Origin of the sequence: Microvirga ossetica (assembly GCF_002741015.1) — a bacterium.
GTDB lineage: Bacteria > Pseudomonadota > Alphaproteobacteria > Rhizobiales > Beijerinckiaceae > Microvirga > Microvirga ossetica.
In genome coordinates this window covers 383,954-410,713 of sequence record NZ_CP016619.1, presented here as the reverse complement: position 1 = coordinate 410,713, position 26,760 = coordinate 383,954, and the positions used below count along the sequence as shown (strand labels likewise).

Genomic DNA, 26,760 nt, shown 5'->3' with positions numbered 1-26,760 from the left:
AGAGGGTTGAGGGGCCTGGGATTAGGGCAGAAAAGGTGGACAGGGAGCTTACGCAGCAGTCCCTGCATGAGGACTTGCTCATTAGCTGAGACGGCTAACCTGCGACAACACTATCCTGCACGTTTCCGCATGGCTGGCCTGCCTACCTAGCATTAGAATAATTTCATCTTTGTAGGTATGAAGCCGCCCCGGATTATTGCCCCAATTCAATCTGGCAACTTCAGAGCGCCCCAGCCCTGCTGCGGGCGCTCCTTTTCTTTCATGCAGTCCGTCCTCTATCGGCTGTTCAGCAGCGGATACGCGACAGTGAGCAGTGATAACAGGGACGTGGCCGTCATCACCCACAAGGGCCGTGCAGTGGTAGCCGCACAAGGCCCTGTTTAGAAGGCTCGATCCATCCGCGGTAACTGTCCTGTAACGTAAGCGCTGTTCTCAGGCCACGGCCTTGAGGTCCGGCGCGGTGGCATAGGCCCACGGCGGTAGATCATCGATCTGGGTGTTGAGATGGCCGGTGACGATGCGGCTCAGCACGTCGGCGAGATAAGCCTGCGGATCCACCCCGCACAATTTGCAGGTCTCGACCAATGAGGCGATGATCGCCCAGTGTTCGCCACCGCGATCCGAGCCGGCAAACAGTGCATTCTTGCGCGTCAATACCATCGCCCGTTCATTCTGCCCATGTCGGCGAAGAGCGTGAGGTTCATTATCGTTGGCATCCCTACTTTGGCCGAAAGGTCAGCGTGCGGCGGGTCGAGGAGCGGGCGACTGGCCGGTTTCTCCAGGTGGAAGGCCCATCTGGCATTGTCGTCTCGATTCCGGGCTGGATGTTAGATCCCATCGCTTGCGCCAAGATGAGAATTGGCCCGCCACAGATTGATCTCGCAGCGTTGTCCGATCTGAAGAGACTGGTCATGCCGACCGCTGCTTCCCCAAACTCCCCGAGCGCAATCAGATTCGCATGGGAGGAAGTCGATGAAACAGAACAACGTGTCAGCTCCGATCGCGGGCAGGCAGATGAGCCTGATATTCGAACCCCGCAGATTGGACGGGATGCGCGACGCGGAGCGGGCGAAGACAGTACTGCTTCTTGCCCAAATCCTGATGCAGGCCGCCGGCCTCGTCGTCGAGGAGTTGGGCGATGACGAAGTCTGATCTGATCCCGACGGTGCTGCTGAGGCGCAAGGCCGTCGTCTATGTGCGCCAGTCGACGCAATCCCAGGTCATGACCAATCTGGAGAGCCAGCGGCGCCAATATGATCTCGTCGATCTTGCACGCCAGCACGGCTTCGCCGACATTGAGGTCATCGACGATGATCTGGGCCGATCGGCGAGCGGGACGGTGGCGCGCCCGGGCTTCGATCGCCTGGTTGCATGGTTGTGCGCGGGCAAGGTCGGCGCTGTGTTGTGCCTGGATGCATCGCGGCTCGCGCGCAATGGCCGTGACTGGCATCATCTGCTGGAGTTGTGCGGACTTGTCGAAGCCCGCGTCATCGACCATGACGGCGTGTACAACCCCTGCCAGCCCAACGATCGCCTGGTTTTGGGTATGAAAGGCAGCATCAGCGAGTTTGAGCTCGGCGTGCTCAGGACACGGATGCTCGAGGCCGCCAAGTCGAAAGCGCGTCGGGGCGAGCTGCGCTTGTCAGTACCGTTCGGTTACATCTGGCACCGCGAAGCAGGTCTGGGGCTCGACCCTGATCTGCGCTTGCAGGAGGTGATCCGGCTCATCTTCGCCCGCTTCCGCGAACTCGGCAGCGCGCGACAGGTGTTATTGTCGATGACGGCTGATCAGATCCACTTCCCACGGCCTTCGGATGAGGGCCGCATGACCAGCTTTACCTGGTTGCCGATCCGCTATCGCAACGTGATCGGCGTGCTCAAGAACCCCTTTTACGCGGGCGTGTACGTTTACGGGAAAAGCGAAAAGCGGACCTCTATTGTCGATGGGAGGGCCCGCCGGAGCTACGGCCACGGCAAGCCGGTCGGGACCTGGGAAGTGTTCATCAAGGATCATCACGAAGGGTACGTCAGCTGGGAGGAATACGAGCGAAACCAGAAGCAGTTGGCGCTCAACAACTATGGTCGCGCCGACGGGGTAAAATCCGGCCGTGGCGGCAAGGCACTGCTGTCAGGCGTTATGACGTGTGGACGGTGCGGGCGGCGACTGAGCGTGGCCTATACCGGTAATCCGCAAAGTCGACCTGTCTATCGCTGCGACAAGCCCAACCTGATGATGGGCTTGCCCCGGTGCATGACCTTCGGTGGCCCCAGGGTGGACGCGGCTGTTGCGCGTGAACTGTTGCGCGCGGTAGAACCCTTGGCGATTGAGGCCGCGTTCGAGGCGGAGCGAATGCACCGGGAACGACAAGATGATCAACGCCAGATCCTCGATCTGGAGCTTAAGCAGGCCCGCTACGAGGCCGGTCTTGCTGAGCGCCGCTATGCTGCCTGTGATCCCGACAATCGTTTGATCGCTGCGCAGTTGGAGAGAAACTGGGAAATTGCCTTACGCCGCGTGCAAGATCTGGAGGCGCGCCAGCCCGCCGGAACCCCATCGACCATTGAGGTTGATCAAGGCGCTTTCGCCAACATGGCGGAAAACCTGTCAGCGGCCTGGAACACTCCTGATGTGACGATGCGTGCCCGTCAGCAACTGCTCCGGACGTTGATCGCAGACATCATTGTCGATGTCGACGATACGGTTCGTGATGTCGTGCTCACGATCCATTGGCGGGGCGGCCAGCACTCAGAACTGCGTGTTCGCAAGCCGCGAACCGGCGAACACGGCTGCGCGACAGCGGAAGATGCGCTGGCAGTCATGCGCAGCATGGCCGGCCGCTGGTCTGACGAGCATATTGCCGCGTCGCTCAATCGGATGGGCTTGCCTACCGGCCAAGGTAAAACCTGGACGGCGCACCGCGTCTCTTCCGTTCGGCGCGTTCGCGGAATCCACGCCTATCGATCCGCGGAGAAAGACGGCGAATGGCTGACCATGACCGAGGCGGCAATGGCGTTAGGCGTTACAAACCACGCGATACGTCGCCTCATCAAAACGGGCGTGCTTCCGGCTGTTCAGGTTGTCCCCGGTGCACCGTATCAAATCCGAGCCGACGATCTGGCGTCAGAGCCGATCAAAGCTGCGATGGCCCGGAAGGGCCGCCCGTGTCGCGCTGCTGATGCGGGTACGCTTCCAATGTTTACAGACACTTGAATATGGAGTGCACAATGAAACCTGCTTCGCCAAGGGCCGGATCGCCCGTTCGACTACATTGCTGTCGATCTCAATCCGCCCGTCGTCGACAAACCGCGTTAGCCCGTCCCAGCGCGAGAGCGCGTAGCGGATCGCCTCGGCCAGCTTGCTCTTCTGGCTGATCAGACCGAGCTTGGCGCGCAACCACGGCTCGAGAGCTTCCAGCACTGGACGGCTCTTGGCCTGACGAATCCGGGCCCGCTCCGCAGCACTCATGCCACGGATGTCGCTCTCAATCCGATACAGCTCCGCGATGGTCTTGCTTCGAAAAAATGGAGAGCTTCTGATGAAGCAGGAGGATCGCCATGCCGAAGACCCGTTTTACGAGAGAGTTTCAGGATGAGGCCGTCCGCCTCGTTTTGACGAGTGGGCGCTCGCAACGCGCGATCGCTGACGATCTTGGGGTGAACCGTTCGACGCTCGCGCGCTGGATGGCGGAGCACCAGGATATGCGGCCTTCGTCGGCCGCGCCGCCCAATGAGGACATCGTGGACGAGCTCAAGCGCCTCCGCCGCGAGAACGAGGTGCTGCGCCAAGAGCGCGACATCCTCAAGAAGGCCACCGCTAATGGCATGGACCGGCCGTGCTCCCGGAGGGAGCATGGGAGGGCGGGATTGTCGCGCAGGCAAGGAGCTATGCCATGTCACACCAAACCACGACCGAGGCCATCACCACGATCGGCATCGACCTGGGCAAGAATACTTTCCACCTCATTGGTATGGATGCCCGCGGCAGGATCCTGCTGCGCCGCAAGATCGCGCGCGGGCAGCTGCAATCCTGCCTGGCTAACGTGCCGGTCTGTCTGATCGGAATGGAGGCCTGCGCGGGCGCCCATCATGTTGGGCGTCAGCTCGCAGCTCTTGGCCATGACGTGCGCCTGCTGCCGGCCCAGTACGTCAAACCGTTTCTCAAGGGTCACAAGAATGACTACCGCGATGCCGAGGCCATTGCCGAGGCGGTCCAGCGCCCGACCATGCGGCCGGTGCCGCTGAAGTCGGCCGAACAACTTGATCTCCAAGCGCTTCATCGGGTGCGCCGCCGCCGGATCAGCCAGCGCACGGCGGTGATCAACCAGATCCGCGCCTTCCTGCTCGAATGCGGCCTTCCGGTGCGTCAGGGGCTTGCGGGCTTGCGCGAGGCCCTGCCCACGCTGCTGTCTCAACGCACGGACGTGCTCTCGCCGCGGATGATCCACCTGATCGAGGATCTATCAGACGATTGGCGGCAGTTGGACGAACGCATCGAGACGCTGACCCGGGACATCACGGCCCTGGCGCGAGAGGACGCGGGCTGCCGGCGGTTGATGGATGTCCCGGGGGTCGGGGTGATCACCGCCAGCGCCATGGTGGCGGCGATTGGAACCGGAGCCGCCTTCGCCAAGGGCCGCGACTTCGCCGCTTGGCTCGGGCTGGTGCCCAAGCAGATCTCGACCGGCAATCGCACCATCCTGGGCGGCCTCTCCAAGCGTGGAAACCGCTACTTGCGCACCCTGTTCGTGGGCGGCGCGCAGGCTATTCTGCAGCACCCACGCAACTGGCCGAGATATCGCTTCGGCCGCTGGCTGATGACAGCGGCCCCTCGGCTGCGTCGGAATGTGCTGGCTGCCGCGTTGGCCAACAAGCTGGCGCGCATCGCCTGGAGCGTGTTGTACCGCGAAAGAGGCTATGACGCGGGGATTGCCGCCCAGGTGCCGTAAGACCGCTTGAGCAGCAGGCGTTTCGGCGATCGAGTTCCCACCGAGGTTTGCGGGAAGGATGTGACAGGATGGACGAACGGTTGCCCGGCGCACGGGAAGCCTGAGCGAAAAAATGGCCGGTTGAGGTCTCACTGCTAAAAAGGCCCAGTGCGCGCGGATTTCCATGATGGCCCGGAGCAGGTGCTCCACCCAGAGGCCGGATAGATTGATGCAAACCGTCTCTCATCCAATCTGAAGCAGCCCTCTTGCAACGCACGGCCGGTCCATAGATTGCAACGCACGGCCGGTCCATAGATTTTTTCGCCAAGGAGGGAAGTCGATGAGGTTCACGTTCATCGATGCGGCGAAAGCGGAATTCCCCATCCTGCGCCTGTGCCAGGTTCTTGAGGTGAGCCAGAGCGGCTACTTTGCCTGGCGAAGTCGTCCGGCCTGCCAGCGTCAGCGCGACGATCTGGTGCTGCTCGCCCATGTCCGATCCGCCTTTAGAGCATCGAATGGCACCTATGGCAGCCCGCGGATGACGCGCGAACTCCAGGATCAGGGCCTGCCAATCGGGCGCCGTCGGACGGCCCGACTGATGCGCGAGAATGGGCTCAAGGCCCGGCAGAAACGTCGCTTCAAGCGCACCACCGACAGCCACCACGCCTTTCCGATTGCTCCCAACCTGCTTGAGCAGGACTTCTCGGCCGAGCGCCCGAACCAGAAATGGGCCGCGGATATCTCCTAGATACTGTCGGCGAATTCCCTGTTGGCTATTCAGCAGGAGGAGGAATCCATGAGCCTTCATCCCGAGCCGATTGGTGAGATCCCGGCCGAGACCGTGCGAGTTGCCCGGGCAGCTTTCCTAAGGGCAACACTGTAACCCGGCTCTGGGACGAGTTCAGCATCCTCTACCAGGATGAGGACTTCCGACGGTTCTACCCGAGCCGGGGTCAACCTGCCCTTGCGCCGTGGCGGCTGGCTTTGATCACGATCTTCCAGTTCCTCGAGCACCTCAGCGATCGACAAGCCGCTGACGCTGTCCGGGCCCGGATCGACTGGAAGTACGCCCTGGGGCTCGAGCTGACTGATCCCGGGTTCCACTTCAGCGTGCTCACCGAATTTCGGGCCCGCCTTGTCGCCGGCCAGGCCGAGCACCTGCTGCTGGACACCATGCTCGAGCGGTTCAAGGCCCGCGGTCTGATCAAAGCGCGAGGCAAGCAACGCACCGACAGCACGCATGTGTTGGGTGCTGTGCATGACCTGCACCTTCTGGAACTTGTTGCCGAAACGCTCCGTGCCACTCTCGATGATCTGGCTGCGGTCGTGCCGGACTGGATCCGCACCATCGCGCAGGGCACTGTCAACTTAACTGTGTAAAGGCCGTCTTACGGTGTTTTCAGCGATCTCCAAGCGGGGCTAAGCTATTGAAAATGCGTGACCCGCTCTGGACCTAAACACCTGCAAGAGCAAGTAAAAGCGTTAAGTTGACAGTGCCATATCAGCCGAGTCCGCTAGGATCGCTTCGTGAAGAGTTGATGCGGTCACTAACCTCGCTCATCCGGCTTCCAATACCCGACTGCAGTAGATCAAGCTGCTCTTGCAGCGAGCACTTGCGTTCGAGCGGAGCTATAGTCAGCAAGTCCTCGAGCGCCGCGCGCAGACGACGTGCAACTTGCGGCGACCCCGCACCGGCCATTCGGATCTCATCGAACGCAAGGTGGACATAGTCCTCCCAAGCCATCGACGGCGTTATCAAGCGCACCTCGCCTCTCTTGTCCCGGTAGCGACCGTCGGGAAAGGGGCGCGGTGCGAGTTGACGGAGGCAATCATGCAGCCGGTCAATTGCCTGTACCGCCGTCGTCGGATCGAGGAACGGTCCGTCGGACAGCGACCGCTCGGCAATGTCGACGAGCAGTCGCAGACCGTAGGCCATATCTTGATCAAGGGTCCGCTCAAGGCCGAGTTCGATGGAGCGTATTGCGGCGCTCACGTTGAGTCGCTCGGGCGCACCTGTAATCTCGAGGAGTGTTGCACCTGCCGGCACAAACTCGCCCAATGCTGGCCGGAGCGTCAGGACGCAGTCGCCCGCCTCGGCAGTCAGTATTAGCGCTTCGTGGTCTATCTGAGTGATCACACCGGAGTGGCGCGCGCAGATCGCCGGTCCCTGCAACTTTGATGTCGCCCCAACATCTGCATAGAGCTTATCGAGCAGCTTGCGTGTATCGTTGCCAACAAGCTCAATCAGTGCCGACACCCTTAGTGCGCGTCCGATATGATTTACATACCAGACCAGCACTATGATGCTGATGACGATCAGCACGAACGCGACGACAACCGCGACTCCCGGAACTACGCCTTGGCCTTCAGTTTGCACCTCACGGAGCGCCAGCATAGCGTGCGCGAAAGTACCGACGAAGATTCCAATTGCGAACTGGCTAGGCTTGTCCTGCAGGATGCGTTGGACAATCCGTGGGGAGAATTGACCCATAGCGAGCTGCACGACGACCATGGTGATCGTCAGTACAAGTGCTGCGAGACTGACCATTGACGCCGCTATAGTGCCCAAGATCTCGATGGCAGCGTCCGGCCCGCCACTGATCGATTGCGGCACGAGCCCAAACTCGTATGCCTGGTCAATCGCGATCGTGCCAAAAGAGAGGGCAACCCCAGCCAGCACACACATAAGTGGAATAAACCAGAGGCCCTTATGTAAGCGAAGAAACGGTCTGACGAGGCTCAAGGTGCGCTCCTTCGTGACATCGTGCCGGCTCTTCTTCGCGATGTGGAGTGGCCACGATGATCGCCGACTTGCGATCTCGTCCCGCACGATGAAAATCCGGTCTGCCTGTGTTCGAGACCAGTGTCCAGAACGGCCTGGTCCTCGTTCTCAAAGGGTGCCCGCTCCTGCGTTTGCACCGTCATTCTTGATGACCCGGCTCACCGGATTTCCACGAGTGGGTTGCCGGCAGTTCCGGTGCCCTCATTCCGCAGCGGCCCGTCAGGCGAACTAGAACAAACCAAGAACATAATGGCGAATGAACCTGAGTCAAGCATGGGAATAGTAGATCCGAACCCTCACAGGATGGACCGGCACGACCACGGGAGAAAATAAATGGAAACCTCAGGCCTGGGTTTGGTCGGATGCCCTAGAGCACGGGGCGAAGCGAGACTGCAGCCCTTACGGCCTACGCGCCATGGTCATGGCTAAATCGTGGGGGGCGTTATCAGGCTGTGACCGCTGAGGCCATCAAGGTGAGAGATGAAAGACCCCACCCTCGCCGGTTGATCGCCATTGAATAAGACGCCGCCACGTACCTGATCCGGACTTTCGGACTGGACCTTCAACCTGGATCGGCATGGCACGCGATTGGGCTTCCGGCCGCACACATTGCTGATCGTGGTCAGCCCGGCGCGATGCAAATGCCCCGAGGTTTCAAGCCCGGGGCATGGTCTCATGGAAACAAAACGTCAGAGTGTGTCCGATCAAGCGGCCCGACTGACACGCTGAAGCGAGTCCTCCGCTTGAACCGTCACGGTCCGGCTTGCCTCATCGGCGAGCTGTTGCGTGAGTTCCGCCATGCGCCGGCTGTTGTCGAGGGTCTGTTCCAGGTTGTCGCGGATGAGCGAGGTCTGGACCGCCATAAAGTCCGGAACCGACCGGCACTGTGCCAGACTGCTCAAGCCGTCAAGGTTCTTCAGAAGACGCTTCTGGCTCAACTCAAACCATTCGCGGGAAACATCCTGGACACCGCGGGCCAGAACCGTTCCGGATTGCGTAAGGGCTTGCAGGTTCCGCGAGGTCTCGTCGCCAAGGCTGCGGGCGTCCCCTTTACGGGTATTGAAGAGCTGCATCGCCTGGTCTGTGGAGAGGCGGGCGAGCTCCGATGCCGTGCTGAGACTGGTCTGCACCGCTTCCTGCATGGTCCGCGCCATCACTTGGGCTCCTTCCGCTCCAGCCTGCACCGTGCTGGTCACATCGTCCCCGACCTGCTGGACGATTTCGATCTGCTCGCGGGCCCGCTTGGCCTCGGCCCGTTTGGCCTCTTCGACACTCGCCATCTCATCCTGCACTTGCTCGGCCACCGCTTCAGCCTCCTCGTCGCTCAAGACCTTGAGCACCGCCGGAAGCAGCTCCTTCTTGTCGTCGCGAATATGCTGCTGGAACACTTTCCTCAACTCGGTCACCTTCTTGAGGAACTCACCATTATTTTTCGGCGTGCGGTCCAATTCCGCCAGGAGCGCAGTCGTTTCCTGGTTGTCCTGGATGGCCTCTTGAACCAGGTCCTGCATCCCGTGCTTGTTCAAGACGGGAAAGAGGTGCTGTTCCTGGAGATTAGCCAGGAGGTCGAGCTCCTCTGTCAGGTCAGAAAGCAGCCGCTCACGGGTTTTGGCTGCGTTATCGGAGGTGGCGAGGAGCTTCTCGAACAGTTCGTTTGCCTTATCCGGCGGCGTTTGGCTGAAGGTTCTGGTGGTCATTTTTTGCCTCATAGGATGATAAACATAGGATAGAGAAAGATGTGGCTCGACGCTTTGAAGCGTAAACCACGCGCTGTGACGAAAATATGTCGAGCTGAATAAATAATATATAGTATTTTCATCTCATTGTTCAAGGATGAGATCCAATTTTATTATGGCATTGTCCATCAGACCCTCTCAGCACGGCGGGTGTGCCATGTGACAGAACACTAGGATGAGTCATTACTGCTACCCAATTGCAGAAATTGGCTCTCTGACCTTTGTCGTGCTGATCATTGCCGGTCTTTGTGGGGGGTAAAAGTAAACCCCGCTTATGAGATCTGCCACGATTGTACATTGCGTGGAGTTAGAGCGTAGGCAGATTTGAACGCTCGGCCCAGCATGCGCTTTGGGAGAGCATGAGGTTTTGTGGGGCAGGCTGGTAACGGTTCGGCCGTACAAGGTTTCCGGCCAGACGAAACAAGGCTGCGGGACACCTTACATTTGCCAAAGCGCACCCTATCCAAACCCGAGCCGCCTGATCCTTCTCCAGCTCCGGAGATTCTGCGGTTCAAGACTTGACTGCTCGGCATCAGCCCCCATGATCCCGGGGCGGGCCGGCATCCACTACCATCAGCTCGGGCGTCCGGCCAAGCCGCTCCTCGATCTGCGCCACAGCCGGGACAAGATATTCGTCATCAGAAGCAGCTTGCCCGACATGCAAGCCGATGGCGATGCCATGAGCGGCATCGGTGGAGATCTGGACATTGTAGCTCAAGCCATAATGCCCATCCCGATGGCGCCTGATCCGCGCCTGCGGATCCGTCGTGCTCACGCCGATCTGTCGCGTGCTCGCGCGAGCATAGCCGGGGCGTTTGGCGACACTGATCTGCTGAACGTTGACGAGGGCTTGTTCGAGCCGCTCCACGCGCTCGCGTCGCGCCCGCTCGCGAGCTGCGGCTTGCCGCGGGGTCTGGTTCTCACTGCGGGGATCTCCCATAGCCGTAACATGCTCGCGAGCCGCAGTCAGATGCTTGCTGATCTGCTCTTCCTGCTTGAACGAGCCCGGACCCGCCTGGGCGGTGATCTTTGTGCCGTCATGCATGACGGTCTGCAGGGTGATGAGCCCCTCCGCACTCAAGATCCTACGCACCTGCGTGAAGACCTCGTCCAACGCGTCATGGTGGACCAGGCGAAAGTCGGACAGGGTGTGATGATTGACGGTGAGCAGCCCTGTCAGCCAGCGGAAGCCGGGATCGTGCTCGCATCCAGCATGGTCCAGCAGAGTTGGCGGCGATCGACCTGCACCAGCCGAACGCGCTTCAGCCGCGATAGGTCTGAGCAGGATGCTTGAACCGTCTCACTTGAGACCTGCGGATCGACAGGGTCCATTACCTGATCTCCCTACGAAGGCTCCGGCTATTGTAGTACGTCGGAGCTCCCAGAGGATTTTCTCACAGGACGAAGATCGTGGAGGGATCGACCTCGACAATGCGTTCCTGCAGCATCTCGGCGAGATCGCGATAGCTGAGGAACGGCAGCCCTCTCGCAGGACTTTTCCTCTCAGCGCCTATTCCGGCGCCGGAGCAAAGGAGGGAAGAATGTCGATCGTGAAAATGGTCGAGCTATCATCCCAGTCGTCCGACAGTTGGGAGGATGCCACCCGTCAGGCGGTCGAGCGAGCCTCGCGCACGGTGCGGAACATACGCTCCGTCTGGGTCAAGGAGCTCGAGGCCGTCGTGGAGAACGATCAGGTCACCCAGTTCAGGGTCATCCTGAAGATTGCGTTCCAGCTCGATGAGGGCGCCAACGCCCGAAGCACAAGGAGCATGGGAAGCGAGGAGATCTTGGGGCTGGAATAACGTTCCTCGGTCAGCTTGGCTCCGTCACGTCAGATCCTCACTCCTTCGGCCCAAGCGACGCCGTGCCAGAGCGCAGCGTCCGGTCGCCTGTGCCATGTGGCAAGGGTATCCAGCAGAGCCTGTACGGTCTCGCGCGGGGTGCCGGTCTCGACAATCTCGTCGATGGCTTCCTCGATGATCTTGATCAGGTTGTTGACATAACCCTCGAAGTCCGACTGCCCGGAGCAGCCGCCAAAGAACACCCAGGTGTTCCGCCGGGGCTGCGCGCCAGCCTCATGCAGAAGCTGCACGAGGCGGCGGCCGACAATAGGATCGTTGCCGTGGCGGTCGTACGTGCGCTGGTAAGCGTGCCACACCGGGGCCAGCCCCGGCGGCTCCGGCCAGAGCTGCATCACGTCGTAGTCATCATCCGCCAGGATGATCCGTCCGCCCGGGCGCACAGCGCGAACCATGGTTCGCACGATGAACAGCGGATTGGAGACGTGCTCGAGTAGAAACCGGGCATGCGCCAAGTCGAAAGCGCCCCACTCGCCGTCGGTCAAAGGTGCGATCTCTGCATTTCCCTGCCGCATATCGATGAGATGGGCTTCGCCGTCAGCGTCGGCCTGCCTCTTCGCTTCGAGGATCTGCTCATTGCTGCGTTCGATCCCCACAACCGGCACGCCTGTTACCTTGGCCATGGCTCGCGAGAACTGGCCCAGACCAGCGCCGAAATCAACGATGCGTTCTCCGGGGGCGAGAGCGGCTTGTGCGAGGAACCGCTCGTTGAGGAGATGGTTCATCGCCGTGAGCCGTTGCTGCTCCTCGGGGCTGGTTCCATGGGTGTAGTGAGACGAGGACATGCAGCGCTCCCCGGACGGTCTGGTGAGACGTCCCAAGCCATAGCGACTCGCGTGCACAGCCCGGTTCCTCAGCCTGCATGAGGCCGCAGCGCTGCCCGATCATGATACCACCGAGGCATCGTACTGGCGACGTTGCTGGATCAGCAGTCGTGGGGTCAGCGAGGCGCAGTGGGCCGGGCTGCGCAGGCAGCGCGGATCGCGCAGTAGACCCTTCGCCTTGCGACGAGCGATGATTCCACACAAGTGGAAACAACTCCAACACAGATCCTTGCTTCTATGCGGTCTCGTCGGGCTTCAACCCGAGCTGCTCTTCCACCGCCTGACGCATGATGAACTTCTGGACCTTGCCGGTGACAGTCATGGGGAACTCGTCTACGAACTGGACGTAGCGTGGGATCTTCTGGTGGGCGATTTGTCCCCGGCAGAAGGCCCGCACCTCCTCCTCCGCCATCGTCTCACCCTCGCGTATCTTGATCCAGGCGCAGAGTTCTTCGCCGTACTTCGAGTCGGGGACGCCAAAGACCTGGACCTGCTGGATTTTTGGGTGGCGGAAGAGGAATTCCTCAATTTCGCGCGGGTAGAGGTTCTCGCCCCCACGGATCACCATGTCCTTGATGCGGCCGACGATGTTGCAGTAGCCTTCGTCGTCTAAGGTGGCGAGGTCACCGGTATGCATCCAGCGCGCGGCATCGAGCACCTCGGCCGTCTTCTCGGCATCGCCCCAGTAACCGAGCATGACGGAGTAGCCCCGCGTGCAGAGCTCGCCCGGCTGGCCGCGCGCCACTACGCGTCCCTCTGTGTCTACAATCTTCACCTCGAGGTGCGGGTGGATCCGGCCGACTGTGGAGACGCGCCGCTCCGTCGGATCATCAACGGCGCTCTGAAAGCTTACCGGGCTGGTTTCCGTCATGCCGTAGGCGATGGTGACCTCGCGCATGTTCATCTGCTCTACCACCCGTCGCATCACCTCAATTGGGCAGGGCGCACCTGCCATAATTCCAGTGCGTAGGGCGCTGAAATCGAAGCGTGCGAACTCCGGATGGTCCAGCTCAGCGATGAACATGGTGGGTACGCCGTAGAGCGCAGTGCAACCCTCAGCCTGCACCGCCTCCAGGGTCGCCAGCGGGTCGAAGCCCTCGCCTGGATAAACCATGGCGCAGCCGTGGGTCAGCGCCGCGAGGTTGCCCATGACCATGCCGAAGCAGTGATAGAGCGGCACCGGGATGCAGATCCGGTCCGCCGCAGTCAGCCGCATGGCACGGCCGACGAAGTAACCGTTGTTGAGGATGTTGTGATGGGTCAGCGTGACGCCTTTCGGCGAGCCGGTGGTGCCACTGGTGAACTGGATGTTCACCGCGTCGTCGAACTGGAGCTCGCGTAGCTCGGCACGCTCGGCCTCGCCGCCCCGGGCGGCGACCTCGTCAAAGGGGATCGCGCCTGGCACGGGCGGTCCGCCGATCTGGATCACAGCACGCAGCTGCGGCAGCCGCGCTGCGGAGAGGTGGCCCGGCACCGAAGCGGCGAGCTCCGGCGCAAGGGCATTGACCATCCCGATGTAGTCGCTGTTCTTGAACGCGCTCGCTGTCACCAGGGACGCGCAGCCGACATTGTTGAGGGCGAACTCCAGCTCGGACAGCCGATAGGCCGGGTTGATCGTCACCAGGATCAGCCCTGCCCGCGCGGCGGCGAACTGGGTTAGCGCCCATTCCGCGCGGTTGAGAGACCAGATGCCGATCCGGTTGCCGCGCCGGAGGCCGAGTGCGAGCAGGCCAGCTGCAAAGGCATCTGCTTGGTCCCTCAGCTCGCGCCAGGTCCATCGAATATCTTGGGCGCGTGCAATCAGGGCGGGTTGGTCTGCCCAGGTAGCAGCGGTACGGTCCAGCGCTTGCCCGATGGTCAGGCCGAGCAGCGGTTCGTTGTTGGCACCATGGACATAGCTAGGGATAAAGCCAGGCAGTAAGTTGTCCATTTTGTCCTCCCTCTTCACCGTGAATGGCCTGCGGTCAGCCGAGGCTGGCTAAGCCAGCTGCCGGACAAGATTAGATGGCATTTCGGCTCGGTAAGCCTGCAAGACCTGCACCTACGACAGCATTGTCGAATTCCGTCGATTCACGGGCGGGCCAATCGGACGTCTCGTCCTCCATCCAATCTGAAGCAATTTGTCCGGATGAGCCTTTGTTAACTCCCTTTGGGCTCCAGAAGTGTCGATTTGCACTTCTTGAAAGGACTGGGCAATTTGGACGGTAATTCGCGCACTTCATGTGAGCCTGAGGAGGCTGTCAGTCCCGCATGAACTGCAAACAAAAATTCGCCCATTGTTAACTGCGAGCTGCCACGTCTCGCTGAGCCGCTCAGGAGTGGCCTCCAGCGAATGGAGGCTTCCGAGCCCGCCATGCAAGTTTCGCCACCCCGCGTGAACCGGTTGGCCAGTCTCAAATGAAACGCAAAAAGTCTCACCTGAAATACAAAGCTTTGCACTTCAGTCTTGGCTAAGTCCTTGATTTGTCACTGGCTGCCAGTCCAATCATGAGGTGCAAATCGACACCGGCGATAGGAGTTGGGTTACCCCCGTGCCTACCGCGCATCGGACTTACCCGGCAGGTGTTCCCGCAACAAGATCCTATCGAGGCTGACCTCTGCGCATATTGTGCATTGCACAATAAAGGATCAGCCGAGGACTTGAACGGCGAGACCCACCAGCGGGCGCCGCGCCCAGCTTCGGAGAACCATCATGAACCAGCAGTTTGAGACCATCCAGAAGCTCGGCAAAGACAGCTTCGGCACCACCCTGAAGACTTTTGAGGTTGCCTCCACCGGCACGAAGGCGATCGCTGTTGAAACAGCCGATTATGCCAGAAAGTCGTTCGAGCAGAGCGCGGCCATGTTCGAGAAGCTCGTCGGCGTCAGGTCGCTCGAGAAGGCGATCGAGATTCAGACTGAGTACGTCCAGAGCACCCACAAGGGCTTTGTCGCTCAAGCCACCAAGACCCGTGAACTCTATACCAAGCTGGCTCAGGACAGCTTCGCGCCCTTCAATGCTCTTCGCTCGACCGCGATGGCCGCAATGGTCCCGGCCAAGGCTTCAGCTCACACTAAGTAACGCGTTCTTCATCCGCCTGTTCAAAACGCCCGGCCCCTATGCCGGGCGTTTTTGTCTGTTGGGTTGGCATCAGATTGATCCAGCTTCCGGATCGGTCTCGTTCCCGACGCCTCATACCGCATTTTCCGGGTTTGGCCACCTGATCTGGCAGAACTCTAGTAGACCCAGCGCTGCGCCTTCGTGACGAGGAAGTCGCGAAACACCTGAACCCGCGCGACCGAGCGCATTTCTTCCGGATACACCAGGTAGCTGTCGAGCGCTGGCATGTCGACCTCCTCCAGAACCCGTCGCACCTTCGGGTTGTCGCCCATGGCATAATCCGGCGCCATGCCGATCCCGGCGCCTGTCTCGATCGCATGCCGGAGAGCCAGGCTGTCATTGACCACAAACCGACTCGCGCGTGGGGACTTGGGGTCTCGCCCGAGGGTTGGCAGCCGGTGCAGGTCGAGGATGAAGGCAGGCTGGTTGCCGCCCAGGCAAACAATGCGGTGGTGGTCGAGATCCTCCAGGCACTTGGGCTCGCCGAAGTGATCGAGATACGCGTGCGCGGCATAGGCATGGTAGTGGATGGTGAACAGGCGCCGCTGGATCAAATCCGGCTGAACCGGACGCCGGAGCCGGATCGCAAGATCGGCCTCGCGCATGGCAAGGTCGAGATCGTCGTTGGTCAGGATCAGCTGCACGTTGACCTCCGGGTAGAGGTCGAGGAATTCCGCGATGCGGTTGGTGAGCCAGATGCCACCAATCCCGACGGTTGCCGTGACCTTGAGATCGCCGACGGGCCGTTCACTGGTTTCGGCGAACCGCTGACGCGTCACCTCCACGGACCGGCGCATGTCGAGCGCTGCCCGGAACAGGGCATCACCATGCTCGGTCAGGATGAGCCCACGGGCGTGACGATGGAAGAGCGGAACGTTCAGATCCCGCTCCAGGGCACTGATGCTGCGGCTGAGAGAGGACTGGTTCAGGTCGAGCTTTTCACCAGCCCGGGTAAAGCTCCCGGCTTCCGCCACCTCATAGAAGAGTTTGATCTTGTCCCAATCCAAGGCAGTCCCTCGCGATGACAGCGGAATACGGGGACGGGAGACGTGGCGTCCCCGTTGACGTCAGCCTGTGAGACGTTGGGCGTTCGCCTGCACGTGCCGGCGGTAGCCCCGCACGACATCATGGGCCGACCCACCGGTGGCCAGCGTCGTCGCGGCCTCGCCAAGCGCAAAGACCTTCTCGGACACCATCCGCTCGGCCTCTGCCATGGCGGCCGGTCCGCCGAGGGTCAGACGGGCCAGCCTGATCCCGATGATGGTTTGGCTTTCCAGTGCCAACAGTGCCATGTCCGCAGCAAGGTTTAGAAGAAGGATCATCGGACACCTGCTTGACAAAAGGGGCCGCTCCGGAGAGCGGCCAAGTTCAGGGAGGAAACGCCCCGAAGGGCTGCAACATCAAAGACGCATGATGCTGCAACGCACAATACATGTTGCAATGCACAATAGACAAGGTCAGCATTGCCGCAGGGCGTGGTGTCCTGAACGCCACCAGTGGAACAGTCCTATCCTTCGGCCTCATGGCGAAGTTCCGTGCCGGTTGCGCATAGGTCATATGCTCTGACCTGTATGCCGCAACGCAGCAAACACGCGCATGCTCTTCACAAGAACACTCACGGAAGCGCTCGGGATCATCGGTGTTTGACACCACAGGAGATGGCCCATGCCAGTTCAAACGGTTCCGCCCGGGTCCCTCAGGGCCGACCTGCACCCCAGGCTTGAGACCCAATGTCGTTCTGCAGAGCCTCCATGCACTGTGCTCCTGCCCACCATTCATGCGAATCAGACCACGACGGTGTCCGCCTCGTTTCCATCGGCGGTTGATCACCGACAATCTGGCGCGAGTCCGCACCAGGTGCTTGGTCGAACCCGCGCTCGGAGACTTGCCGTGATCGTCCTCACCTCGCTCCGCATGGCCACCAGCGTCTGGACCGAAGCCCGGGCGATGCAAGCTGAAATGATGCGGCGCTACCCGCACCTCAGGGACTAGAGGCTGTCGGCGCTGAGCCCCATTCGAACTCTCACAGAGGTAGCCTGCCCATGTTGATGTCGCTTGTTCTCACACAGGTTCAACGATGGCTCACATACCACAAGACCATCCGAGAGCTTGAAAGCCTCAGCGAACGCGAGTTGTCGGACCTTGGCATCGGCCGCGCTGACATCAGACACATCGCGCGTCAGGCCGCCCGATCGCGTCCCACCGCCATTGATGGTGTTCCCACCCATTGAGGCGAACCACACCTGAAGGATGCAGCATGAACCACGCAGTTCAGAAGCGAGATATCGTCGACGAGCCGCGGGGCGCCTTGGCGTCCCGCACCCTTGCCATGCCGGCCAACACCAATCCCCGCGGCGACATCTTTGGGGGCTGGATCATGGCTCTGATGGATGCTGCCGCCTCGATGACGGCAGCCTCGCACGCACAGGATTCGGTCGTCACGGTTGCGGTGTCCAACATCGCGTTCCTCCAACCGGTACAAGCCGGTGACGCAGTCTGCTGCTATACCGATCCGATCCGGATCGGACGGACATCCATCACCCTCAACGTCGAGGTGTGGGTGCTGCGGCAGGGCCGAGGAACCCGTCTCAAGGTGACTGAGGCGGAGTTTGTCTTTGTGGCCGTGAACGAGAACGGGCGGCCCTGCCCTTTGGGGGGAACAGGCGAGCGCCCCTCATGACATTCTGCTGTGCATTCGATTACGCCCGAACGGTCCGATCGATCAGGCCCGAAGGTGGGATGATCAGGAGAGTAGGATTGAGGATCTCTCGGCGGCACGAAAGCGCGCCTGCCCTGTCGCGTATCAGCAGGACCCGATAGCCGTTCTCGTGACGTCCAATACAGAGAGCGCACGTCTTGTATCTGCGCGGGCATCCCGCTGTTGTGTCTCACGCAGCTTGGCGGAATGCTGCATTCGGATGCTCGTTCAGGAGGTGCCGCAGCGTCGAGACAAGTTGCCGGGCATGAGCAACATCGTGCTGCCGAACGGCCGCGCGAATCTCATCCATCACCATGTCGCGGATCGTTTCGCACCTGCGCGGGCTTTGGAGCAGGTAATTGCCAAGCACAGCAGCCGCGGCCTGTGAGACATGCTCGTGCTCGGCCACGACCTGGACCTCCTCGGGCGTGAGATCACAGAAGCCGATCAAATCTTCAAGGGAGATCATGTGCGCCTCCGCTACCACCGAAGGATCACTCAGTTGTACCTGATTATCCGTGGTCTTCAATCTCCGGCCTGCGGCACAGCTGCATGTTTTGGGGCCTTCCTGCTGGTTCTCCAAGCCTCCGTCTGGCGCCCCATCCGCGCGCAAAGTCGCGGACCAGCCCTCCGGCCGTGATGGGTTGCGCACCTGTGAGTCAGCCGCGGTTTGAGGCTCATCGCGGGTATCTGGGAGGCTGCTTGCGGCGGATGGCACTTTCACAAGTGCCTCGCCATCGAAGACGATCTCCTCATCCACGTGGCGCGTACCAGCATGGCGAGTGCGAAGCCGCTCAGGGATAATGCCGATGCCCTCCACCTGAACGTGCACCGGATCCCCTATCGTCACCGGAGCGCGGAAGGTCAGCGTCTGAAACGGGTCAACATAGGCGGTCATGCCTCATAGCCGTGGAGCGGTGCGCCAGGGGCACAAAGCTTGGCGGCATGGCCAAGCCCAAAGCAATTGATCATTGGGCCGGGATGAACTCGCTCGGACACGGTCCGTTAAGTCAAGTTTAATATTTTACAGCAGGACTCGTGGTATGATTGACTGGGATCTCGTCCTGCGGTGGGCAGTGACAGCCTGTACTTGAGGCTTCAGAATGGGCCAGGAACAATATGAGGCAGCACGAACCCTCGGCTTCGAAATCAGGAACCCGCAGCGTTTTGCGCACAACATGGCACGGCTGAGTGAGGAAGCAGGCAAGGCCGCCGCAGTCTTTCTGCACCCCCATGCGATCAATCTGACGCATTTCACCCTGCACGATGATCTCGCTCCAGCTCTCAAGACACTGTCTCAACTCCAACAAGCCTGGCTGCAACAGCCCCACAAGGTGTTGGAAGCCCAAGTTGTACTCTGGAATAACTGTTTGGAGTTGTGGCATTCCTCGATGTGCCGGCTCATGGGACTGGAGAACGGCGACGTAAGGCCCCTTGCCGTCTCGCTGCCCGAAGATCCCCGGTTTCAGCATCCGGCTTGGTCAGAAAACCCCTATTTCGATCTGCTGCGGCAATCGTACCTGATCACCTCGCACTGGGCCGAATCCCTGGTCGATACGGCCGAAGATCTCGAACCCCGCACCCGGAACAAGGCTCGCTTCTACCTGACGCAGATCATTAATGCGATTGCGCCCTCAAACTGGGTGTTCACGAACCCGGAGCTGCTGCACGAGACCTTCGCGTCCGATGGTGAGAACCTGGTGCGGGGCATGCAGCTCCTGGCCGAAGACATCGAGCGCGGGAGCGGCCACCTCAAGATTCGGCAGACCGACACGACTAAGTTCGAAATCGGCAAGAACCTGGCGATCACCCCCGGCAAGGTCATTTTCCGTAACGAATTGATGGAGCTGATCCAGTACGCTCCGACGACCGAGAAAGTCCTGAAACGGCCCCTTCTGGTCGTGCCACCGTGGATTAACAAGTTCTACATCCTCGACCTCAGCCCGGAGAAGTCGTTTGTCAAATGGGCGGTGGACCAGGGCCAGACGGTGTTCATGATCTCCTGGGTCAACCCCACCAAGGAACTCGCCCACAAGTCCTTTGAGGACTACATGCATGATGGCATTCTGGAGGCGCTGGGCGCGGTCGAGCAGGCCACCGGCGAGCGGGCGATCCATGCGCTCGGCTACTGCGTCGGTGGAACCCTGCTTGCCGCCACGTTGGCCTATCTGGCAGCGACACGGGACACCCGCGTCCAGAGTGCCACCTTCCTCACCACTCAGGTCGACTTCAGCCAGGCCGGCGATTTAAGGATCTTCATGGACGAAGAACAGGTCGCCGCGATCGAGAGGGACATGGCCCGGCACGGGTATCTAGACGGTCACAAGATGGCGGCAGCCTTCAACCTGTTGCGCTCCAACGATCTGATCTGGCCCTACGTCGTCGACGTGTACCTGAAGGGTCAGACGCCGCTGCCTTTGGACCTGCTGTACTGGAACTCCGATTCGACCCGCATTCCCGCAGCGAACCACCGCTTTTATCTGCGGCGTTGCTACATCAACAATGATCTCTCGCAGGGACGCATGAAGATCGGCGGCGTCACCCTCGCCCTTTCGAAGGTGAAGATCCCGATCTTCCACTTGGCGGCGCGGGAGGACCATATCGCACCGGCGCGGTCGGTGTTCTTAGGGGCACGGTTCCTTGGTGGTTCCGTCCGATTTGTCGTTACCGGCTCGGGCCATATTGCCGGGGTTGTGAACCCGCCGACACGGAACCGGTACCAATACTGGACCGACGGGCCGCCCGTGGGAGAGCTCGAGACTTGGCTCGAAGCCGCAGAGGAGCATCCGGGCTCGTGGTGGCCGGACTGGCAGGCCTGGAGCGAGGCACAGGACAGGAGGCAGGTCCTGGCCCGGGAGATCGGCGGCGGTAAGCTCACGCCCATCGAGGATGCGCCCGGCAGTTATGTTCGGGTGAAGAGCTGAGCACCGAGGCACCTGCCGTTGCCACTCATACGATCAGCTTCGTCGTTCAGACGGCTGTCGGCCCGTCTCGATCGCCACAGCTTCCTTCAAACACTCGATCCGCATGCCCCTGGGGCGTCGTCCAAGAGCTTCAAATGGGCGATGCCATAGGGTCGAACGCCCGTGAAGAAGCGAAACGACGACCAGAGAATGTCGTATGGCCAACCCAGCCGCTCCATCACCGGGTGGGTGTCGATTACACACCAGTGCGGCTCGCCGAGCGACAGCTCCTCCGGGCCCGCCAGACCCCATTTGAACTCGGCCCCGAGCCGGCGCATGGACGAGTTCAGCCACGCCTGTCCCACCATCTGGGCACAGTAGTAGTCGTAGGCGAACTCCACCGGGCCGCCATTTTGCACCTCGGCGAGGTCTCGCGCCAACTGAAAAACCTGCGCGCGCTCAAGATACATCAAGAGACCTTCGGCCACCACGAAAGTCGGGCCTTGCAGATCTCCGAGGATGGAGGTCCAGCCTGCCTCTGCGACTGAGGCGCTCACGAGGCGCCTGCGCGGGTGGGGCGGGAACAGGGTGCGTCGCAACTCCGCGACCGCGGGGAGATCGACATCCAGCCACTGGAGCTGGCCGTTATCAAGGCGCTCGAACTGGGTCGATAGGCCGGACCCGAGGCTGAGCACTTGAGCGTCAGGGTGGTGGTTGAGGAAGTCGCGTAAGAGCTGATCCAAGATCAGACTGCGCTCGACCAAGCCCCGCAGCATCTCGCGATCGGCTTCGAACGGGGTGAGGTCGCAAGCAAGGCGCGCGGCGATCGCTTCGGCAGCCGGGTCAGCAAAGCCCTGGTTGGGAAAAAGGCGGCGAGCGAGCACGCGTGCGGCCAGGGGAATGAGTAAGGTCTGCTCGACGCAGTCCAGATCCGCAGTAGAGCGGCCGGTTTTCGGGCGGATGGTCAACGCCGTGCTCGCTCTCTCGATGGCGGTAGGGGCCGCCTCAGAGAGAACCTTGCTGCCCTGGCGAGCTGCCGCCGGGCATTCGCGCGATCCCGGATATTTAGATCCTGCACTGGCATAGCTTTAGCCTCTGCGGAGGCGAGGCGGGCACGCGTATCGTCCTGTCCCCCTTGAAGGTGAGTTCCTGGACCATCAGGGACGAGGGCCACCAGGCTGAGAGTGCGGCCCGCCCGGTTCGGAGATGCCTCTCAGAGCAGTCTCGGCATAATGGCCGTCCTATATCACCGCGACGTCACCCAGCGAGATGATGCAACGGGGCGCTTGTCCCTGTTCAGGACCGGCAAGCGCCGATCGGAATATATCGCGCCGACGCGGATGCACGGCCGCATGCTCATGGGTCATAGTACGCCTATCGCCCTGCCCCTACAATCTGCCGATGACTGCCCACTGGTCTGCCCCCTGGAGAGTGGTCCTCCATGACGTATGGCTTTTAAGCCGATGGTCCAATCCCCCGATGTAGTGGAAAGAAGACGGTGGTTCTGACCGAGTGGAGGCTGGACGACGAGGATGCGCCAGGGACTTGCCGATTGAGCTGACCCATTCCTGAATCTAGACCTCGGAAGGTCTGTAACGGGTGTGCGCCGTGACAAGGCGGCGCTTTCCAGTGGGTGCAAGTCCCACCCGGCCACCGCTCCAGCCGGAAGCAACCGGAGCAGTCATGGAGGTAACGAAATGGCTGAAGCCTTCGGATAGCGGGTCACGAATTGGTGACCGCGCGAGTGTGCAGGCCGCAACGTGAGTGAACGCTGAGCAAGCCTCGAAAAGGACGATGTGCAGGCCGACCCGACAACCCTTTCGGGGAAGGCTGATACGGCTGGGTGAATGAGCAAAGAGTACGCCCAGGCGCTGCACCGGGGTAGTGGCGGCAGCATGGACACAAGGAAAGCGCACGCAACACGGGAAGCCCCAGGACGTGGTCAGGGATGACCAACCGGAGGCCCGCGAGGGACAGGCCGGGCGCCCTGGGGTGGCGGAGAGGTCCGTAGTACCGCTGAAGCCAGTCAACGCTGGTCGAGGAAAGGGACCTCAGTTCAAGACAGACGCACGACGTGGTGAGGGATCTGGAGATTGGGCAACCTATCAACTCCGAAGAGTGTTCAGAAACTGCAGACGGCGTTGCACGCGAAAGCGAAGGCAGAAGCCGGTTATCGCTTCTACGCCCTGTACGACAAGATCAGCCGCGAGGACATTCTGGCGCATGCCTATGCCCAGTGCCGCTCCAATAAGGGCGCACCGGGTGGCGACGGTCAGGACTTTGCGGACATCGAGGCGTATGGGGTCGAGCGGTGGCTGGGTGAACTGGCGCTTGCGCTCAGGCAGGAGACTTACCGACCGGACCCGATCAGACGCGTGTTCATCCCGAAGGCCAACGGCAAACTCAGGCCGCTGGGCATCTCGACCGTGCGGGATCGGGTCTGCATGACAGCAGCGATGCTGGTGCTGGACCCGATCTTCGAGGCCGACCTTCCACCAGAACTCTACGCCTACCGGACTGGGCGCAATGCCCAGCAGGCGGTGATCGAGGTGGAAGAGCTGCTGTTCCGAGGCCATCCGGACGTCGTGGACGCCGACCTCGCGGACTACTTCGGGAGCATTCCCCATGCCGAGCTGATGACGTCAGTGGCGCGCCGCATCGTTGATCGGCGCGTGCTGCACCTGATCAGAGGGTGGCTGGACTGCCCCGTGGAAGAAACCGACACACGAGGACAGACGACACGGACAACGGAGGCGCGCGATCAACGGCGCGGCATCCCGCAGGGTTCACCCCTCTCACCCTTGCTGGCCAATCTGTACATGCGCCGGTTTGTGCTGGGATGGAAGAAGCTCGGGCTGGAGCACAGCCTCGGCAGTCGCATCGTGACCTATGCGGATGACCTCGTGATCCTGTGCAGGAAGGGCAAAGCCGAAGAGGCCTTGCACCGGCTGCGCGAGATCATGGGCAAGCTGAAGCTGACGGTGAACGAGGAGAAGACACGCATCTGCAAGGTTCCGGAAGGTGAGTTCGACTTCCTGGGATACACGTTCGGACGGATGTATTCGGCGAGAACCGGCCAGGCCCGCCTGGCGCAACGGCCCTCGAAGAAGAGCATCCGGCGCATGGTCGAGAAGATCCACGCGCTGACCGCCCGAGCGGGAACATGGCAAGAGACCACAGTGCTGGTGGGCAAGTTGAACCGCACGCTGCGCGGGTGGGCGAACTACTTCTCAGTAGGCACCGTCAACCCGGCGTATCGGGCGCTCGACACCTACACAGCGGTGCGGTTGCGCCGGTGGTTGCGCTCCAAGCATAAGCTCAGGCGACGCAAGGGCGGGGCTTATCCCCTCTCGCATCTTTACGGGCACTTCGGGCTCGTCCGCCTGAGCCGGCTTGGGCACGACGTGCCGTGGGTGAAGGCGTGAGGTCTTGTCCGAGAGCCGGATGCGGGAGATCTGCATGTCCGGTTCGATGAGCGGGGTGTGGAAACGGAGCAACGGCTCGGCTAGTGAGGCACCGCTCGGCGAAAGCGGCGGAAACAGATAGGCTGATCCTACCGCCACCGCGCCACACCTCGACTCTACCGAGAGTGTGTCAAAACGCGAACGGGCCGCTCCATGGAGCAATTTAATTTCTTGCAAGCCCTTATAGACCGGGAAATCCCCGGTACATGAGCGTGAACTTGTACGAATAGTTCGTCGAGGCGGGGCATGTAAGAGTTTTGACACACCCTCGGTCAGGCTGAGAAATTACCTGCCCTTCCAGGAGGTCCGGTGTTCCTGTCCTAGGCGGACCCTTGGCTTACTTCCGTCCCGTGCCGATAAGCGCTCGTTTGGGACCAGCCCCTGATGCCGCGCTGCCATCATCGCCCTCCCTGCCCATGAGCGATACTTGTAGACGCGCCCTGTCCGAAAGCGCACAGTCGCCTGCGCGATCCGGGGCAATCGTCTGTGTCATTCGCAGAAACGCTTAACGGAGGACCGAGCCATGCACGCCGTGATCAGAACCTATTCCGGTGAAGGCGCCAAGGAACTCTTCGATCTGCTGGAGACGCGTAAGTCCGATGTCGAGAGCCTGATACGATCGGTCAAGGGATTTGTCGGTTACTCCCTGATCCGCACCGGCGATGGCGGCGTCTCCGTCACGGTCTGTCAGGACAAGGCGGGCACGGATGAGAGTGTGCAAAGAGCGAAGGACTGGATCGGACAGAATGGGTCAAACATCGGCGCGAGTCCGCCGAAAGTGTCGGAAGGTCCGGTCATTCTTCAATTGAAGTAGTCGGGGGCGGCCACGCGATCCCATCACGTCGCGTCACCACATCCGGGGAGCCGGATGTGAAGGTTGGCACGAGGGGTGCTAATTCGCCGTTGGTTGCGGGCATTCGGGCAGAATGATGCGCTTGGCAATCGTCGCAATCCCCTCGGGCGGCGCGCATGCAGGAAAGCCGGCCGTGCGCATCGTCTCGATGAGGCGCTGGCGCTTGGCTTCGCTCCAGTCCGGCGTGCTGACATAGCCCTGGATCGTGATGCCCGGAAAGCGCTTGAGCGTCTCCGCGACGGCAGCTTTCGCTTCGTCCATCCGTCCGAGGGCAGCGAACACCGCAGCCCGCCGCACCGCAAAGCCGCGACTCCACTGATCCGGCGTCCGCCGCTCGATCATGTGCAACGCATCGTCATATCGCCCCGCATTCACCCCAAGGACCTTTTTTCATCAGCGAAGCAGCCCCGGAAATGCGAGCAGAAGCCCCGCACAGGCGACAAAAGACCCGAAGGCGATCAGAGCAACAGCGACGACAAATCCGCCCTGGCTCATGCCCCGGCGGCGTCTCATTGCCCGCTCGTATTCATGCCATATCGCCGCAAACCGCCGCTTCAAGCGGCGGGCCTCGTAATCGGGATCGCGGGCCCGGAAAAAACGAATGAACGGGACGTGGCTCATGATTGCCAAGCTTAGTGAGCGCTGGCAGGTCTCGCAAGTAATTGCCCCCGCGCCGGGTCCGCCTTCGAGGCCGTTTTTACTGAATAGGCGACGGCGCGCCCGCAAAACCCGCCCGAAGACTTCCCGAAACCTTCAAATCGCGTTCCATACTGCGGCTTACGCGCAAAATGACCTGACGCGCAATTCGCGGATAATCTTCTCACGCGCACGAGGCTGATATTGGCTGCGCTTGCCATGAGCAGGATACCAAACGCTATCCAGCCGATCTATTGTTGCATCAAAGAATTTGACATTCTGGTAGGCGGGGTTTCGACTCCTCTGGTGTGGATTTCGCACACGAGCTGTAGGAGGAAATCATGACAGAGCTCATGAGCCGCAGATCGGCAGTAGCACTTGGTTTGACAACAGCCGCCGCTCCCCTATTCGCTTTCGTAACCCCCGCAGGCGCTGCGGGGGTCCCAGCTTATGGTCCCAACGATGGCAAGGAGCTCAGCCCAGGGCGTCGGTTGGTGGAAGTCGGCACAGCACCCTCTGAGATGGCCGCCTACAAGAGCTTAAAAATCATCGACATTATTTTCCAGCCTGGAGCCGCCGATCCCACGGAGGCGATGATGGACATGGATATGATGTGCTATATTCTTGCAGGCGAGTTCAGCATCAAGAAGATGGGGAAGGAACCCTACACCGTGAAAGAAGGTGACTTCTACACGTGCGGGAAAGGCAGGACCGATCATGCCACTAACATCGGTAATGGGGTCGGAATCCATCGGATTGCCATTTTGATCCCCGCCTAACCAGACTGCAGCCCTGGCTTAGCTACTGGTGTGCAACGGGTCACAGCCGAGCCAGGGCAGTTCTACGCCGCACGATTGCGTAGGAAACGCGCGCAGTGCCATTCCATAAACGGCCTTCTCGGAAATTCACGTGTAGAACCCCGTTAGAAAGGTCACTCCTCTCCCCGTTACAAATGTCACTCTCCCTGGGTGATGGTGCTG

The 26,760-nt window shown here is 60.9% G+C and carries 22 protein-coding genes and 4 pseudogenes; 14 read left to right on the top strand and 12 right to left on the bottom strand.

Annotation, left to right across the window (positions count from 1 at the left end; genetic code table 11):
* Positions 1-432: 432 nt before the first annotated feature.
* Positions 433-666 (bottom strand): annotated as a pseudogene (locus tag BB934_RS40005) (transposase domain-containing protein); the annotation flags it as partial.
* Between the two features lie 306 nt (positions 667-972).
* Between BB934_RS40005 and BB934_RS40000 the strand changes: the two are divergent.
* Together BB934_RS40000 and BB934_RS39995 are read left to right on the top strand one after the other, a co-directional pair.
* Positions 973-1,152, top strand: coding sequence for a hypothetical protein (locus BB934_RS40000; RefSeq protein ID WP_099513339.1), 180 nt, complete (start codon positions 973-975; stop codon positions 1,150-1,152).
* Positions 1,139-3,211, top strand: a complete 2,073-nt coding sequence (locus tag BB934_RS39995) for a recombinase family protein (RefSeq protein ID WP_099513340.1) — start codon at positions 1,139-1,141, stop codon at positions 3,209-3,211. Before BB934_RS40000 ends, BB934_RS39995 begins: the two co-directional genes overlap by 14 nt.
* On the opposite strand, the pseudogene BB934_RS39990 reads toward BB934_RS39995, so the two are convergent.
* Positions 3,191-3,511, bottom strand: a pseudogene (locus BB934_RS39990) (IS66 family transposase); the annotation flags it as partial. The gene BB934_RS39995 and the pseudogene BB934_RS39990 overlap by 21 nt on opposite strands.
* A 44-nt stretch (positions 3,512-3,555) precedes the next feature.
* Here BB934_RS39990 and BB934_RS51320 point away from each other — a divergent pair.
* The 4 genes and pseudogenes from BB934_RS51320 to BB934_RS39970 all read left to right on the top strand — a co-directional run.
* Positions 3,556-4,056 carry a transposase gene (locus tag BB934_RS51320; protein ID WP_099515194.1) on the top strand — a complete coding sequence of 167 codons (501 nt, stop codon included), beginning with the start codon at positions 3,556-3,558 and terminating at the stop codon, positions 4,054-4,056.
* Entirely contained in the window at positions 3,969-4,946 is a 978-nt protein-coding gene (locus tag BB934_RS39980) for an IS110 family RNA-guided transposase (RefSeq protein WP_418294839.1), read from the top strand. The genes BB934_RS51320 and BB934_RS39980 overlap by 88 nt, the downstream gene beginning before the upstream one ends.
* Positions 4,947-5,241: 295 nt before the next feature.
* Positions 5,242-5,670, top strand: a pseudogene (locus BB934_RS39975) (IS3 family transposase); the annotation flags it as partial.
* Between the two features lie 51 nt (positions 5,671-5,721).
* A pseudogene (locus BB934_RS39970) lies at positions 5,722-6,278 on the top strand (transposase); the annotation flags it as partial.
* A gap of 148 nt (positions 6,279-6,426) precedes the next feature.
* Here BB934_RS39970 and BB934_RS39965 read toward each other — a convergent pair.
* The 3 genes from BB934_RS39965 to BB934_RS39955 all read right to left on the bottom strand — a co-directional run bounded on the left by BB934_RS39965 (position 6,427) and on the right by BB934_RS39955 (position 10,536).
* Positions 6,427-7,668: a DUF2254 domain-containing protein gene (locus BB934_RS39965; protein ID WP_099515192.1), complete on the bottom strand. Its 1,242-nt coding sequence runs from the start codon at positions 7,666-7,668 to the stop codon at positions 6,427-6,429.
* 743 nt (positions 7,669-8,411) lie between these two features.
* Positions 8,412-9,404 (bottom strand): phasin family protein, encoded by a 993-nt coding sequence (locus BB934_RS47995; RefSeq protein ID WP_157934619.1) that lies wholly within the window; start codon positions 9,402-9,404, stop codon positions 8,412-8,414.
* Positions 9,405-9,975: 571 nt separating this feature from the next.
* Entirely contained in the window at positions 9,976-10,536 is a 561-nt protein-coding gene (locus BB934_RS39955; RefSeq protein ID WP_157934618.1) for a hypothetical protein, read from the bottom strand.
* 448 nt (positions 10,537-10,984) lie between these two features.
* On the opposite strand from BB934_RS39955, the gene BB934_RS39950 reads away from it, so the two are divergent.
* Positions 10,985-11,245: a dodecin family protein gene (locus tag BB934_RS39950; protein ID WP_099515190.1), complete on the top strand. Its 261-nt coding sequence runs from the start codon at positions 10,985-10,987 to the stop codon at positions 11,243-11,245.
* Between the two features lie 29 nt (positions 11,246-11,274).
* Here BB934_RS39950 and BB934_RS39945 read toward each other — a convergent pair whose 3' ends face one another.
* Complete coding sequence (locus BB934_RS39945; protein ID WP_173909563.1) at positions 11,275-12,087, bottom strand: class I SAM-dependent methyltransferase; 813 nt, start codon at positions 12,085-12,087, stop codon at positions 11,275-11,277.
* Between the two features lie 274 nt (positions 12,088-12,361).
* Positions 12,362-14,056: an AMP-binding protein gene (locus tag BB934_RS39940; RefSeq protein WP_099515189.1), complete on the bottom strand. Its 1,695-nt coding sequence runs from the start codon at positions 14,054-14,056 to the stop codon at positions 12,362-12,364.
* Between the two features lie 762 nt (positions 14,057-14,818).
* Between BB934_RS39940 and BB934_RS39935 the strand changes: the two genes are divergently transcribed.
* The gene (locus tag BB934_RS39935; protein WP_099515188.1) at positions 14,819-15,187 is read left to right on the top strand and encodes a phasin family protein; all 369 of its coding nucleotides are present in this window, start codon (positions 14,819-14,821) and stop codon (positions 15,185-15,187) included.
* A 155-nt stretch (positions 15,188-15,342) separates the two neighbouring features.
* Here BB934_RS39935 and BB934_RS39930 read toward each other — a convergent pair whose 3' ends face one another.
* Both BB934_RS39930 and BB934_RS39925 read right to left on the bottom strand, forming a co-directional pair.
* Positions 15,343-16,233, bottom strand: coding sequence for a LysR family transcriptional regulator (locus BB934_RS39930; protein ID WP_099515187.1), 891 nt, complete (start codon positions 16,231-16,233; stop codon positions 15,343-15,345).
* Positions 16,234-16,293: 60 nt separating this feature from the next.
* On the bottom strand, positions 16,294-16,548 hold the full coding sequence (locus tag BB934_RS39925; RefSeq protein ID WP_099515186.1) for a hypothetical protein: 255 nt from the start codon (positions 16,546-16,548) through the stop codon (positions 16,294-16,296).
* 720 nt (positions 16,549-17,268) lie between these two features.
* On the opposite strand from BB934_RS39925, the gene BB934_RS51315 reads away from it, so the two are divergent.
* Both BB934_RS51315 and BB934_RS39915 read left to right on the top strand, forming a co-directional pair.
* Positions 17,269-17,457, top strand: a complete 189-nt coding sequence (locus tag BB934_RS51315) for a DUF1127 domain-containing protein (protein WP_418294833.1) — start codon at positions 17,269-17,271, stop codon at positions 17,455-17,457.
* Between the two features lie 26 nt (positions 17,458-17,483).
* Positions 17,484-17,906: an acyl-CoA thioesterase gene (locus BB934_RS39915; protein WP_099515185.1), complete on the top strand. Its 423-nt coding sequence runs from the start codon at positions 17,484-17,486 to the stop codon at positions 17,904-17,906.
* A 208-nt stretch (positions 17,907-18,114) separates the two neighbouring features.
* Here the strand turns inward: BB934_RS39915 and BB934_RS50485 are convergent, their stop codons facing one another.
* A complete protein-coding gene (locus BB934_RS50485; RefSeq protein ID WP_157934617.1) occupies positions 18,115-18,684 on the bottom strand; it encodes a hypothetical protein in 570 nt (189 codons plus the stop codon).
* 343 nt (positions 18,685-19,027) lie between these two features.
* Here BB934_RS50485 and BB934_RS39905 point away from each other — a divergent pair, with 343 nt between their 5' ends.
* Positions 19,028-20,848, top strand: a complete 1,821-nt coding sequence (locus tag BB934_RS39905) for a PHA/PHB synthase family protein (RefSeq protein WP_099515183.1) — start codon at positions 19,028-19,030, stop codon at positions 20,846-20,848.
* Between the two features lie 86 nt (positions 20,849-20,934).
* Here BB934_RS39905 and BB934_RS39900 read toward each other — a convergent pair whose 3' ends face one another.
* Complete coding sequence (locus BB934_RS39900; RefSeq protein WP_157934616.1) at positions 20,935-21,795, bottom strand: class I SAM-dependent methyltransferase; 861 nt, start codon at positions 21,793-21,795, stop codon at positions 20,935-20,937.
* 1,173 nt (positions 21,796-22,968) lie between these two features.
* Here BB934_RS39900 and ltrA point away from each other — a divergent pair.
* Positions 22,969-24,252, top strand: coding sequence for a group II intron reverse transcriptase/maturase (gene ltrA, locus BB934_RS39890; protein ID WP_237050102.1), 1,284 nt, complete (start codon positions 22,969-22,971; stop codon positions 24,250-24,252).
* A 562-nt stretch (positions 24,253-24,814) separates the two neighbouring features.
* Positions 24,815-25,105: a hypothetical protein gene (locus BB934_RS39885; RefSeq protein WP_099515181.1), complete on the top strand. Its 291-nt coding sequence runs from the start codon at positions 24,815-24,817 to the stop codon at positions 25,103-25,105.
* Positions 25,106-25,183: 78 nt separating this feature from the next.
* On the opposite strand, the gene BB934_RS39880 is transcribed toward BB934_RS39885, so the two are convergent.
* Complete coding sequence (locus tag BB934_RS39880; protein ID WP_099515180.1) at positions 25,184-25,486, bottom strand: hypothetical protein; 303 nt, start codon at positions 25,484-25,486, stop codon at positions 25,184-25,186.
* 635 nt (positions 25,487-26,121) lie between these two features.
* Between BB934_RS39880 and BB934_RS39870 the strand changes: the two genes are divergently transcribed.
* Entirely contained in the window at positions 26,122-26,559 is a 438-nt protein-coding gene (locus BB934_RS39870) for a hypothetical protein (RefSeq protein WP_099515178.1), read from the top strand.
* Positions 26,560-26,760 lie beyond the last annotated feature (201 nt).

Excerpts from the sequence above, each read along its gene's own strand:
- BB934_RS39885 (WP_099515181.1), top strand. The coding sequence starts at position 24,815 with ATGCACGCCGTGATCAGAACCTATTCCGGTGAAGGCGCCAAGGAACTC.
- BB934_RS39950 (WP_099515190.1), top strand. The coding sequence starts at position 10,985 with ATGTCGATCGTGAAAATGGTCGAGCTATCATCCCAGTCGTCCGACAGT.
- BB934_RS39925 (WP_099515186.1), bottom strand. The coding sequence starts at position 16,548 with ATGATCCTTCTTCTAAACCTTGCTGCGGACATGGCACTGTTGGCACTG.
- BB934_RS39935 (WP_099515188.1), top strand. The coding sequence starts at position 14,819 with ATGAACCAGCAGTTTGAGACCATCCAGAAGCTCGGCAAAGACAGCTTC.
- BB934_RS39870 (WP_099515178.1), top strand. The coding sequence starts at position 26,122 with ATGACAGAGCTCATGAGCCGCAGATCGGCAGTAGCACTTGGTTTGACA.
- BB934_RS40000 (WP_099513339.1), top strand. The coding sequence starts at position 973 with ATGAAACAGAACAACGTGTCAGCTCCGATCGCGGGCAGGCAGATGAGC.
- BB934_RS39880 (WP_099515180.1), bottom strand. The coding sequence starts at position 25,486 with ATGATCGAGCGGCGGACGCCGGATCAGTGGAGTCGCGGCTTTGCGGTG.
- BB934_RS39995 (WP_099513340.1), top strand. The coding sequence starts at position 1,139 with ATGACGAAGTCTGATCTGATCCCGACGGTGCTGCTGAGGCGCAAGGCC.
- BB934_RS39905 (WP_099515183.1), top strand. The coding sequence starts at position 19,028 with ATGGGCCAGGAACAATATGAGGCAGCACGAACCCTCGGCTTCGAAATC.
- BB934_RS51315 (WP_418294833.1), top strand. The coding sequence starts at position 17,269 with ATGTTGATGTCGCTTGTTCTCACACAGGTTCAACGATGGCTCACATAC.
- BB934_RS39945 (WP_173909563.1), bottom strand. The coding sequence starts at position 12,087 with ATGTCCTCGTCTCACTACACCCATGGAACCAGCCCCGAGGAGCAGCAA.
- BB934_RS39940 (WP_099515189.1), bottom strand. The coding sequence starts at position 14,056 with ATGGACAACTTACTGCCTGGCTTTATCCCTAGCTATGTCCATGGTGCC.
- BB934_RS51320 (WP_099515194.1), top strand. The coding sequence starts at position 3,556 with ATGCCGAAGACCCGTTTTACGAGAGAGTTTCAGGATGAGGCCGTCCGC.
- BB934_RS47995 (WP_157934619.1), bottom strand. The coding sequence starts at position 9,404 with ATGACCACCAGAACCTTCAGCCAAACGCCGCCGGATAAGGCAAACGAA.
- BB934_RS39915 (WP_099515185.1), top strand. The coding sequence starts at position 17,484 with ATGAACCACGCAGTTCAGAAGCGAGATATCGTCGACGAGCCGCGGGGC.
- BB934_RS39980 (WP_418294839.1), top strand. The coding sequence starts at position 3,969 with ATGGATGCCCGCGGCAGGATCCTGCTGCGCCGCAAGATCGCGCGCGGG.